The 12,001-nt window shown below is 64.7% G+C and carries 10 protein-coding genes and 1 pseudogene; 1 reads left to right on the top strand and 10 read right to left on the bottom strand.

The window, feature by feature from the left end:
• The 6 genes and pseudogenes from ACIBK9_RS29010 to ACIBK9_RS28985 all read right to left on the bottom strand — a co-directional run.
• The coding region (locus tag ACIBK9_RS29010) for a transposase family protein (RefSeq protein WP_397162083.1) at positions 1–207 on the bottom strand (207 nt) is incomplete at its 3' end.
• Between the two features lie 222 nt (positions 208–429).
• Complete coding sequence (locus ACIBK9_RS29005) at positions 430–1,791, bottom strand: methylaspartate mutase (RefSeq protein WP_397162082.1); 1,362 nt, start codon at positions 1,789–1,791, stop codon at positions 430–432.
• Between the two features lie 2 nt (positions 1,792–1,793).
• The gene (locus tag ACIBK9_RS29000; protein WP_397162081.1) at positions 1,794–3,563 is read right to left on the bottom strand and encodes a cobalamin B12-binding domain-containing protein; all 1,770 of its coding nucleotides are present in this window, start codon (positions 3,561–3,563) and stop codon (positions 1,794–1,796) included.
• Positions 3,564–3,920: 357 nt separating this feature from the next.
• Positions 3,921–4,160: a hypothetical protein gene (locus tag ACIBK9_RS28995; protein WP_397162080.1), complete on the bottom strand. Its 240-nt coding sequence runs from the start codon at positions 4,158–4,160 to the stop codon at positions 3,921–3,923.
• Between the two features lie 97 nt (positions 4,161–4,257).
• A pseudogene (locus tag ACIBK9_RS28990) lies at positions 4,258–5,381 on the bottom strand (IS630 family transposase).
• A gap of 122 nt (positions 5,382–5,503) precedes the next feature.
• Entirely contained in the window at positions 5,504–6,808 is a 1,305-nt protein-coding gene (locus tag ACIBK9_RS28985) for an IS256 family transposase (RefSeq protein ID WP_397162079.1), read from the bottom strand.
• 155 nt (positions 6,809–6,963) lie between these two features.
• On the opposite strand from ACIBK9_RS28985, the gene ACIBK9_RS28980 reads away from it, so the two are divergent.
• Positions 6,964–8,466, top strand: a complete 1,503-nt coding sequence (locus ACIBK9_RS28980) for an ISL3 family transposase (RefSeq protein WP_397162078.1) — start codon at positions 6,964–6,966, stop codon at positions 8,464–8,466.
• Between the two features lie 71 nt (positions 8,467–8,537).
• Here ACIBK9_RS28980 and ACIBK9_RS28975 read toward each other — a convergent pair whose 3' ends face one another.
• Genes ACIBK9_RS28975 through ACIBK9_RS28960 form a run of 4 tightly spaced genes read right to left on the bottom strand, consistent with a single transcriptional unit; the run spans position 8,538 to position 11,999 of the window.
• A complete protein-coding gene (locus tag ACIBK9_RS28975) occupies positions 8,538–9,212 on the bottom strand; it encodes a DUF402 domain-containing protein (RefSeq protein WP_397162077.1) in 675 nt (224 codons plus the stop codon).
• Between the two features lie 12 nt (positions 9,213–9,224).
• Positions 9,225–10,088, bottom strand: a complete 864-nt coding sequence (locus tag ACIBK9_RS28970) for a class I SAM-dependent methyltransferase (RefSeq protein ID WP_397162076.1) — start codon at positions 10,086–10,088, stop codon at positions 9,225–9,227.
• A 19-nt stretch (positions 10,089–10,107) separates the two neighbouring features.
• Positions 10,108–11,307: a nitrate/nitrite transporter gene (locus tag ACIBK9_RS28965; protein ID WP_397162090.1), complete on the bottom strand. Its 1,200-nt coding sequence runs from the start codon at positions 11,305–11,307 to the stop codon at positions 10,108–10,110.
• 50 nt (positions 11,308–11,357) lie between these two features.
• Positions 11,358–11,999, bottom strand: coding sequence for an HAD family hydrolase (locus ACIBK9_RS28960; protein ID WP_397162075.1), 642 nt, complete (start codon positions 11,997–11,999; stop codon positions 11,358–11,360).
• Between the last annotated feature and the right edge of the window lie 2 nt (positions 12,000–12,001).

The raw sequence follows: 12,001 nt of genomic DNA, 5'->3' as shown, positions 1-12,001 counted from the left end.
CAGTCGCCGGAACCGCAGCCGTACCAGCACTCGCTGCCCGCCAACCGGAAGGTCAGCCAACTGCCGATCCACATAGCCGTGCACCCGCCCGGCCGCCCCGCAGCCGGGACACACCACCGGCGCGTCCGTGGAGGCAACATGCACCACGATCGTCCCCGCTCTGAGCTGAACACTGCCGATGGCCAGGCCGGCCAGTTGCGGGAACACCAGCCTCGCAAGATCCTTTACGTCACACCGGCGTCACGCTGACACAGCCCCCCGAGACAGCCGTGGACCGACACGAACCATCACACTCCGCAACCACCGAAAGTGGGCCAGAGCCGTTGGTCTTACAGTCCCCGCCCCAGCGTTGTCGAGGTGGCACGGATTTCCGTCCACCTCGTGGTGAAGAATCGAGGTTGGCCACCCAAAAGCCGTGATCACATTTGTCTAAACGGCATTGGGGTAGGGTGGCACAATGTCCGGCCCCGACGTCCCTGGTGCACGCAATCCGGCGCCTGGCATTGCCCGCACACACGAATTCATTGGTTTAGTCTCGGCCCAGTCCGCGATAGGGGCATCGTCGTATCGGCGACGTATGAAGCCGAGCATCTCCTGCAATTCGGTGGCGCGGACGCGCCGCCCGTGGACTTGTGTCGACGTCACCGGCATCCGGCCAGCATAGGCCCACTTGAGAAGACCATCATGGGATATTTCCGTACGAGCGTGATTTGCATTGTCGGGATGGAGGCAGAAAGGGATGTCGAGGATCCCTGACTTGAAGGCTCGCAAGATGGCCGAGGGGACGGTGGGAGCTAGCCCCAGGACTGCTTCCAGCATCGCCGTAGCTTCGCAAAGTATCTCCTTCTCCAGCACCTCGGCAAGTCCGTCATCCAGCATCGGGTATGGCCCCGACGGCTGTTCGCCGGCAAGCTTGAGTGCGGCTATGTTGTCATTGACGAGAGGTATTCTGAAAGCCTCAGAAACGGTCTTCACAACGAGCCGATCGGCTTCTGCTCGGCGCGCCAGGTGGGCGCTGTCGCTAATTAGCCGACGAGCTCCATCGGCGCTTTGTGGAAAAACGCCCATGTAGGTGTAGATCACGAAGTGGATATCCATCTCTGGCAGGAATGCCGTCGTGAGGCGGCGAAGCGCACGGATGGCCGCGATGTCCTGGCTGGGGTTGATCTGCTGTGCGTAGCTCAACGAAAGGCTACGGATCCCATAAGAGGTTGCGAACAGTCCTTCGAGAATGTTCAGAGCCACCAGCAGCGACGGCGGGCACAACTGACCGAGCATGCAGCCGGCGAATGATTCGAGATGCACCTCCGTCGGGCACGAGGCGAGCAGTTCACTCGCTCGCGCCCATTCCGCGACTGCCGTGTTCAGCGGAGTCCGGCCGTAAGGGAAGCAGTAGGAGATGGGGCCGCCCTCCGTCGCGTGGATGCCGGCCTCGAGCATCGACGCGAAGATGCGGACAGGAGTTGGAGACCCATGCCGCAATTGCACGGGGAAATCCGGACGCAACGATGCCAGCAGGCTGGAGGTCCGGACAGGACCATGTGCAAGAAGCGGATACCCGTTGAGCGACCGGCCGTTGCGCACCGCATCGTGCGCCGCCTCGTACTGCCTGGTCCGTGTATAGCTGTCGAGCGTGATCGTCCCGACCGTATACGGCAGCGCCGCGACGGCCTGCAGCCCCGCCCGCATCTTGTCGACGTCGGAGAAGCCCATACGCGGCTGCACGACGAGGTGACCGGACCTGCTGGCATCGCGAACCGTTCGCGAGAAGAGATTGCGGACGTCGGCCATGGTCACTCTCGCGTGGCGAGGGCGTGGCGGTGAGCCTTCTCGAAGCGGCGGAGGAACTCGTCTAACCGGTTGATGGAGTCCGGGGTGTCGAAAACCGCGTCGTAACCAAGACGGAGCAGTTCCTGTGTCTGCTCGGGGGGGAGAGGCCCGGCCACGCCCAATTTTCCGCCTATGACCACTTGGAGGCCGGCAAGTTCAGGGACCCGTCGAATGGCGCGAATGCAGGAGGGCGCCTCTATGACACCGTGACCGTTGACAGTGCTTAGGACGAGCAAGTTCGCATGCTCGGCCGAGCAGTTTTCGATGATCTCCTCCACAGGAGTGCAGGGTCCCAAGTTCGTCACCTGGTGACCGCGTTCCTCGAGCAAGAGTTGGAGATACATCAGATTCCAGGTGTGCGCGTCGGACGAAATCGTCGCAACGACGGTGCTCAGAGCGCGACTGACCACGGCGTCCGGCAGTGACCTCGCCGTTCCTGTTTCCACGTTGGTTTGCTCCTTCAAGACCACGGCGACACGGCGCGCCCGAATCACTGCAAGGGAACGAATGGTCCGCCACCGTCCGGAGTTCAGGCCCCATGAGATTGGCGCCCGGCGCGGTGACGCAAGGTGCCTCAGAACGCCGTGGAGTTCATCGCCGCGAACAGCTGCTCTAGCTGGGTCGCTTCGGGTAGGTTGCGCGCGCTGCCACGCAGTACGCGATGTCTTCCACGTATGGCCCGAGGGCGGTCGTGAGAATGGCACTCTCCTGCATCTCTTGGTCGCATACCAGGTCGGTGTCCCCCGCTGCCCAAAGGGTCTCCGCGAACTAGGGAACCTTCCAGGTCGTCCTCTCCAGAATGATCCGATCGTGCTCGTACCGGCTGCCAATAATCTTCTTACGGTGATCTCGTAGATATATCTAGAGTCGCTGGTGCGTCTGTTGCACTCGGCGAGAAGGAATTGTCGTTCGGGAGTCACGATCGCGTCGGAGCTGAAATAGCGTCGATGTCCGATGGAGCGGACCGTTCGCGCCAGGCCGTAGCCGTACTCCATCATGCGGTCGGTGAGTTCAGGCGATTGGAACGGAAGAGGCGTGATTGCACCGGCGCAATAAGGGGCGCATAGCATTTCCCTGGTCCCGCGCAGTTCGGGATCGTCCTCCCCGATGAAAAACTCGGCGAATACGGAGGCGCTGTCGGGATGATGTTCCTCGACTACGATCCGGGGCTTGCGCTTCGCAGTATGAGCATCCCACCGATTGGCAATATATTCGCGCACGTGGTCTTCGTCCATGACGACAAGCATCTCCCTCGCCTTCCGGCGATATACCCCCTGATACGGGCTCAGCAGGTAGTTGCCGCTGTTGGACGCAAGATATTCCTGCTTCAGTATGAGCGACACCGCGTCAGCGATCAGTCGCAGCGCGGAGTCAGTGATGGACGGGTTCGTGTGAACCGAATTTCGGGCGATGGACATGCCGACGGCGGCGGCAAGGGCACGGAATAGCGCCTCGCTGTTGGCGAGCAACTCTCCCTCTCGGTGGAAGAGTTCGTGCCCCGCCAGCCGATCCTCGGTCCCCGGCAATTCCGCCGGCACCGCCACGGACGGATCGGGCCAGAGCGTGACGATCTCCCCAATGCCGTCGCCCGCGGCCGCTGCGCGTATTTCTTCGTGAAGGTCGCCGTCCTCGGCGAACCAGAACAGGCGTTGCCTGCGACTATGCGCAAGAGTCTTGCCGGGATTTCCGACGATGTCCTCATGGAGAATGCTGGCAACGAGCAGTCTGGCCACAGGGCCTCCTGTTTCTGACGCCGGCGATGGGGTGGTTGGTCACTTTGGCGAAGACAGTGCAGGCGGAGATCCCCGACGCATGTGGTCGCTGTGCAGGACTCCGCTGCGCCGCTCCAGCGGATGCCGAAAGTCCTGCCGCTCACATGTCGTGGACGTACGAGTTCAGACAGCCTATAGGCTCTCGCCCGCCGCGAACCAGCTGTTCAACAAGTAGCAGTGTCCGCGGGGACGGCAGTTACCTCGTGGCGCCGCACGGCGGGGAACGCGACAAGAAGTCCTGCCTCGCCCTGGTTTCGATCTGCGGGTCCAGAAATCTCAGGACATCACTCTCATAGTCGTCGTGCGCGTGGGGGAAGACTACGGCGCGGAGACTCGGCGAAGACGTATCTTGTCCGGCAGGTCCCGCTCGGGGCCGGTGTCTTCGTGCGGACCGAAGAAGTGGCCTTTGCCGTACCGGAGGAAGTGCGGCGACTGATACTCGGTCAATGGGCAGCCGAAGTGACTGACCAGGTGCAGCGCAAGGGTGGCGAGGCGGCTGTTCACCTCGCCCATCGCCCCGGCGGAGACGTCCGTTCGGTTCGTCTTCCGGGATTGCACGTTAGTTATTGGACCTCCTTGGCCGCTCCGATTCACAGCCGGCCTTAGGGTCTGTCTAGTGCTTTGACCGGAAACGATCGCCGGGTTGGGTGAGGGTTCAGGTAGTGGCTGCCAGGGGGCGTCCGCCCCAGCGGATGCCCTTCTCGCTGCGAATGCGGGCGCGTTCACGGCGTTGGGCGGCCAGCACGTCGGGGTGGCGGGCGTGGGTGTTGCGCCATCGCAGGTAGGAGTGCAGGGCCCAGGTCTGGACGGTGTGGTTGGGGTGGTCAAAGTTGGCCAGGGTGAACTGACGCAACGGCCCGAAATGCGCCTCGATCGGATTGGCCCAGGACGCGTACGTCGGCGTGAACAGCAGCTTGACCCTTGTTCTTGTTGGCCTATGCGCGGATGCGCCAGTTCTTGTGGGCCGACAGGTTGTCCAGGATGACGTAGATCGGGGCGCCGTCCGGGCGGGCTGCCCGAACGGACTTCAGGGCCGCCCAGGTGTGGTCGGTGCCTTTATGGGGCCGGTTGACGCCCCCACAGCAGGTCATCACCGACCGAGTAGCAGCCGTGGAAGTACCTCACGCCCTGGGTGCGGCGGTAGGTGGCCGGTAGCCTGTCCGGCTCACCGGCAGGGGCCCAGCCGGAACCGGCAGTGGGACGGATGCCGAGCGGCCCGAATTCGTCGAAGGCGAAGGTGCGCTCAGGCAGGGCGGTCAGGGCGTACTCGATCTCCTCCAGCTTGGAGTCGAAGTCCGGATCCGGGGATTCCTTCCAGGTCTTGGTGCGCTGGAAGGTGATTCCGCGGCAGGCGAGCAGGGTGCGTAATGCCTCCCGTCCGATGGCGATGACGCGGTCGGGCAGACGGCGCAGGTAGTCAAGCAGCTTGCGGATGGACCAGCGGGTGAAGGGCCGGCCGAGCTTGGCCAGGCGGGTGGTGGCCGTCTGCGCGACGAAGTCTTCGTCGTCAGGACTGAGCAGGCGGGGACGGCCTCCCGCCCAGTGAGGGTCCAGGCAGGCCAGTCCGATCTGGTTGAAGCGGTGAATCACATCGCGGACCGTGTCCTCATCGGCCTGCACCAGACGCGCGATGACCTGCACGGTGTTGCCGCCGGCCGAGGTCAGCAGGATCATCGCCCGCCGGTACCGGACCGTGTTCATCGTGCCGCGCCGCACGATCCGCTGAAGCTTCTGCCCTTCCTGATCTGTGAGCCTGCGCGCCTTGACCGGTTGCGTCACCTGGCCTCCCGACAGTCGATGAACTGATCAGCCCATCCAACCGGCAGGGCCGTTCTCGACGTCAACCCGGTGATCGTTTCCGGTCACAGCACTAGATAACGGTGTATCTCGATCTTGACTAGTTATCGGGTGGTCGGGGTCAGGCGGCCTTCGAAGGTGATGGCGAAGGCGTTCAGCGCGGCTTTCCAGCGGGTGATCCAGCGTTTGCGGCCCTTGCCGGTCGGGTCCAGGCTCATGATCGCCATGTAGACGCACTTGAGTGCGGCCTGCTCGTTCGGGAAGTGGCCGCGAGCCTTGACCGTCCGCCGGATGCGGGCGTTGACCGACTCGATGGCGTTGGTCGAGCAGATCACCCGGCGGATCTCGGTATCGAAGTTGAGGAAGGGCACGAACTCGGCCCAGGCGTCCTCCCACAACTTCACGATCGCCGGATACTTGCCGCCCCACGTCTCGGCGAACTCCAAGAACCGCTCCAGCGCGGCCGCCTCGGTCGGCGCGGTGTGGACCGGCTTGAGCGCCTTGGCGATGGCGTCCCAGTGCTGGCGGGCGGCGTATCGGAACGACGCGCGCAGCAGGTGCACCACGCAGGTCTGCACGACAGCCTGGGGCCAGACCTGCTCAATAGCCTGCGGCAGTCCCTTGAGGCCGTCACAGACCACCATCAGCGCATCGCCGACGCCGCGGTTCTTGATCTCAGTGAGCACGTGCAGCCAGAACTTCGCGCCCTCGCCGCCGTCGCCGGCCCACAAACCAAGGATGTCGCGCTCGCCATCGACGGTGACGGCCATCGCCACGTAGATGGGGCGGTTGGCGACCTGGCCGTCACGCAGCTTGACGTGAATGGCATCGATGAAGATCACCGGGTAGACGAGGTCGAGGGGCCGGTTCTGCCATTCAGCCATCCCATCCAGCACCTTGTCGGTGATGGTGGAGATGGTCTGCCTGGACACTTCGGCGCCGTACACCTCGGCCAGATGCGCCGAGATCTCGCCGGTGGTCAGGCCTTTGGCGGCCAGCGAGATGACCATCTCATCGACGCCGGACAGGCGTCGCTGCCGCTTGCGCACGATCTTCGGCTCGAAGCTGCCATCCCGATCCCGCGGCACGGTGATCTCTACCGGGCCGACGTCGGTGAGCACGGTCTTGGACCGGCTGCCGTTGCGGGTGTTACCCGTCTCGTTGCCGGAGCGTTCGTGCTTGTCGTGCCCGAGATGGTCGGTGATCTCGCCTTCCAGCGCGGACTCCAGCACCAGCTTGGTCAGCCGGCCCAGCAGCCCGTTCTCGCCCACCAGCTCCACTCCTTCGGCTCGCGCCTGGTCGACCAGCCTGGCCACCAGCTCCCGGTCCGTCGAGTTGTCCGGCTTCTTGCGCGCCACCGCGGCGTCCTCCAGGTCGATCTCTATCGATGCCTGGATCACAGTACTCATCAGGGGTGTCCTCCATGATCAGGAGTTACACCGTTGTTCTGGCTCTGGCCCACTTTCGGTGGTGACGGAACGTGATAGCTCGTGTCGGTACATGGCTATCTCGCCGTGCTGTGTCAGCGTGACGCCGGTGTGACGCAAAGGATCTTGCGGAGCTGGTGTTCCCGCAATTGGCCGGCTTGGTCGTCGGCAGCGTCCGGCCCGGGGCCGGGGCGATCGTTGTGCATGTCACGTCCGAGGGGGCGCCGGTGGCGTGTCCCGGCTGCGGGGCAGCCGGACGGGTGCATGGCTATGTGGATCGGCAGCTGGCGGACCTGCCGTTGGGCGGGCAGCGAGTGCTCGTGCGACTGCGGTTTCGGCGGTTGAGGTGCGCGACGGTCGGGTGTGAGCGGCAGACGTTCCGGGAGCTGTTGCCCGGTTTGGCCGAGCCGTATCAGCGCCGCACGATCGCCTTGAGCGCGCAGGCGGGGGCGGTGGTGCGGGAGTTGGCCGGGCGGGCGGGGTCTCGGTTGCTGGACGTGCTGGGAGTCGGGATCTCGCGGCAGAGCGCGATCCGGTCTTTGCTACGCCTGCCACTGCCAGTCCGTCCAACGCCGGAGGTGATCGGGGTGGATGACTTCGCGCTCCGTAAGCGGCACCGCTACGCCACGGTGATCATCAACGCGGTGACGCGGGAGCGGCTCGATGTGCTCGCCGACCGTCAGGCCGACACCTTGGAGGCGTGGCTGCGCGCCCATCCCGGCGTGCGGGTGGTGTGCCGGGACAGCAGCGGCGCTTACGCCGAGGCGATCCGTCGCGCTCTGCCTGAAGCGGTGCAGGTCGGTGATCGCTGGCATATCTGGCACAACCTGGCTGAAGCCGTGGTGAAGGAGGTCGCCGCGCACTCGGTCTGCTGGGGCAAGAGCGGCCCGCCGCCAAGAGAGGGGGTGCGGGCCGCCACCACTCGCGATCGGTGGCGGCAGGTCCATGCTCTGCTCGACCAGGGCGTTGGGCTGCTGGAATGTGCCCGCCGTCTCGGTCTGGCGTTGAACACCGTCAAGCGGTATGCCCGCATCGCTGAGCCCGAGCGGCTCGTCCGGGTCCCGAAGTACCGGCCTACGCTCGTCGACCCGTTCCGTGATCACCTGCGCCGCCGCCGCGCCGAAGAGCCCGCCGTCTCGGTTCAGCAGTTGCTCGCCGAGATCAAGGAGCTCGGCTATACCGGCAGCCAGAACCTGCTGTACCGGTACATCAACCAAGGCAGAGTCGAGTGCGACCAGCTCGCGATCTCGCCGAAGCGACTGGCAGGCCTGCTCCTCAGTGAACCAGGCACACTGACCGACGCCCAGCGGGAACGGCTCGATGCCGCCATCGGCGCCTGCGGTGAGATGACCATGCTGAGCGGCCTCATCCGGGACTTCGCCGCCCTCCTCGACCCGAAGGACGGTAACGACCGGCTGCTGGCCGTCTGGATAGAGCTCGCACGACAAGTCGACCTGCCGCACGTGCATGCCTTTACCCGCGGCCTGGCCAACGACCGCGCCGCCGTGGACGCCGCGCTCAGCCTGCCGTTCCACAACGGCGGTACCGAAGGCGTCAACACCAAGACCAAGCTCCTCAAACGGCAGATGTACGGCCGCGCCGGGTTCGTTCTCCTTCGCCACCGCATCCTGCTCGGCTAGCCACGTACCGTCACCACCGAAAGTGGGCCAGAGCCGTTGTTCTTGCAGTCCCCATCTGACACGTATCGAGGTCAGAGGCTTGCGGTGTAGTGATGAGGGAGGTCCCACAAGGACGGGAGGCTGGGCGTCTGCCAGGAGGGGTCGGGTTTGTAGTCGGTCCATCGGCCGTCGAAGGGCGGAAGGCCCTGGCAGGCCATGCGTGTGAGTTCCTGGGCATGTAGTCGGATCCGCTGCGCTTGCGCCGCGCTGAACAGGCCTTGCTCGACCACGGCGCGCAGCTCGTCCTCGTCCTTCCAAGTGGATGACAGATCGGGGTGAACGAGAACGTCCAGGATTCGGTCGGCGGTGTCGATCCCGTAGACGGGGCTAGGGCCGGGTGTCTCCCATCGGATCTGCGGCGCCTCGAGGTTTCCGTACCAGCGGGAGAACTGCCCGTCTTCAGTGAAGAACCAGGAAATTGACCATTCCCGATCGGTTGGCACGAAACGGATTGCGCCGGGCCCGCGCCAGGTGCCAAGTCGTTGGACTGTAGGCACTGTGAAGCGTTCTTCAATGGAGATGTCTCGTAGCTCGCCACCCTGCTGGGGACAGGAGCGGATCATGGGGGAGCCGGGCGGGATCCACAGTACGAGTCCGTCGGGTGAGTCCTCGATGAGGATTCCCGCGTTAACGAAACGCGCCCTTCCGTTCCGTCCATAGCGGTACAGAACGGTGGAGCCTGGTTTCCAGTTGCCTGTCGTGCCCATCGCTCGTCCTGGCTAACCCTGTTCCTTGCGCACCAGGTAGCCAATGCCCCATGGCCGGATGACGAGTTCCATGGCGGCGTACCTGTCGAGGGGGTCAGCCACGGACGACGCGATCAACTGGGCCATGGCGGGTTCCAGTTCGACGGCTTCCAGCGTCGGTACGGCGGTTATCGTGAAGCCGGTGCTGCGCAGCAGTTCGGCGGCGTCCCGGACCGAGTAATGGTCGGCGATCGGATTGACGTAGCGATCCATGTATCGGGCCTTCCGCTCGTCGGCCCGGGTCCAGTCCGGGTCGTCGCCGGCCCAGTCCAGGAGATCCCTTTCTTCCGCGGCGTACAGGTTCGAATAGGCGGGGCGCACGGTCTCCAGTATGGCGAGCAGATCCTCCACGGGACGGTTCTCGGCGCCGAAAATGGCAAGGAGTTCTCGAATCTGGGCGATCTCGACGCGACCGTGCCCCGAATAGAGCCAGACGTATCCGGCCATATTCTGGCTCGTCGCCGCGTAGATCTTTCTGAGGGCCGCCGCGGGATCGTTCATGTGGTGCAGGACGCCCTGGCAGAAGACGAAATCGAAGATGTCGCCGCCGCCGGGCACCTCGGTCTCGAGATCGAGCACTTCGAAAGTGACGTTCGGCAGGCCACCGTGCCTCTGCCGGGCCAGCTCGATGGAGGCGGTCGAGCGGTCGACGGCGAGCACCGACGCCTCGGGGAAGTGCATCGCCAGTTGGCAGGTCATGGCGCCGGTGCCGCAGCCGGCGTCGAGGATGCGGCGTGGTGAAAATGAATCGAAGAAGTGTCGAAGCTCCTTCTCATACAATCCACCGTGGTTGCCGTGCATCGGATAGGGATTGTCAAGGTAGAAAGAATTGGCCATTTCCTGCCCCCTTGGTTCGTCACGTCTGGGCGCGCACCTTGCGGACCCAATAAAAGATCTGAAGGCCGGCGAAGAGGAAGAGCACGAGTTGTGAGCCGAAGGCCAGGGCGAAGGCCGCACCGACTGAGAGACCGTTCCGCTGGCCGAGGTCCAGTAGCCAGCCGACGGAGAGGATCGTGAGCAGGGCGGCGACATAGCCGCCGAGATTGACCATTGCGGCCGCGGTCGCCACCTGCGTGGCGTCATTGGAGGTGCGGGCGACGTCCACGCCGAGCATGGTCGCGGGGCCGCACAGACCGAGTACCAGGACCAGGGCCACAACCGCGGCGCTGGGCGCTCGGCCGGGCCAGAGCAGAAGCACCACCCACATGAAGCACACCAGCGTGATCACAAGTCCGCTCAATCGGGTCCGCAGCTCGGGACGCCGTGACGCGAGCAGGCCGAACAGCGGTCCAGTGATCATATTGGTCAGGATCAGCACGGTGAGCAGTCGGCTCGCGGAGTCGGCGCCCAGTCCCTGAGCCCGGGTCAAATACGGATATCCCCACAATGTCGAGAAGGAGACGAAGGAGAAGGCAGACGCGATGACCATCCACATCCCCAAACGGGTGCCGGGCACGAGCCACACGCTCCGCAGATCGCGGAAGAGCCCGGGCAGAACCGACGGGGATCGAGGGGTGGGGGGATCACTCTTCACCGTGAGGAGTACCACGACGGCAAGACAGATCGTCGTCGCGCCCGTGCTGAGAAAGGTCGGGGTCCAACCTATCGTGGTTAGCGCGAACGACAGGGGGATCGTGCTGATCAAGCTGCCGGCCATCCCGATCACTGACATCAGCTGGACCTGCAGAGCCACCCGGTTCGAGGCGTTCCACGCGGTGATGAGGCGAAGGCCGCCCATGAACGTGAGCGCGTCTCCCACGCCGAGGATCCCCCTGGCGAGCAAGGCCAGCGGGTAGGCAGTGGCGAGCGAGAACCCGATCTGGCCGCCACCGATGAGCACCATGGCCACCAAGAGCGTTTTCCGGGGTCCGAGCCGGTCGGCGGCCAGTCCTGCCGGCAACTGCAGGATGGCGTAGGCGAGCAATTGGTAGACCGCCAGCAATGACAAGGCACCGGGGCCGATCTGGAACCTCTGCTCGGCCAGGTCCACGGCCACGGTAAGGCTGGTGCGGTGGAACATCGCGGTGGCGTAGATTAGCGACGCGAGGCCCCACATGAGCCAGCCGCGCCTGCTGGACCGGGGCGGAGTCTTGAGGGCGGGTGTCGTCATGTAACAGGACCGCAGGAAAGTTCACGATAGGGACGTATGTCCACCGCTACCATGCCCGCGCGCCGCGCCGCCTCGAAGCCGAGATCGGTGTCTTCCAGCACGACACAGGCGTGGGGAGGCACAGCGAGTCGGTCAGCCGCGGCGAGGAAGAGATCGGGCGCCGGTTTGCCGTGCGTGACATGCTCTCGGGTGATGACCGCGTCGAACAACCCGGCCAGCCCGCCGCCGGTCAGCAACGCGCCTGCCACCGGCTGGCTGCTCCCGGTGGCCACGGCCGCGGGTAAGCGCGGCTCCAGTCCGTGCGCCCATCGCGCCAGCGCCGCGACCGGCTCGATCACGGGCGCCAGCGCAGCCTGCTCGATGACCGCCCGCTCGCCGAGTTTCTTGAACCGCTCGGGGGACATGCCGCTCGGCAGCCGCCCGTGGTCCGTGAGTAATCTGACCCAGTCGGTGAACGCGGTCCCCTGAGGAGGACGAGGAACCCCCGTCAGATCGATGTCGTGCGCTGCGAGGATCATGTCGAGTGCCGCGCGGTTGATCGACCTGGTGTCGACCAGGGTACCGTCGAGGTCGAAGATCAGACCAGTGATCTGATCGAGGGGCAGCGGGAGCGTGATCGGCGTTGCGGTGCTCTCCATGC

Origin of the sequence: Nonomuraea sp. NPDC050227 (genome assembly GCF_044459705.1) — a bacterium.
Lineage (GTDB): Bacteria > Actinomycetota > Actinomycetes > Streptosporangiales > Streptosporangiaceae > Nonomuraea.
The sequence above is the reverse complement of the archived record's forward strand: the minus strand, read 5'-3'. Positions and strand labels throughout refer to the sequence as shown.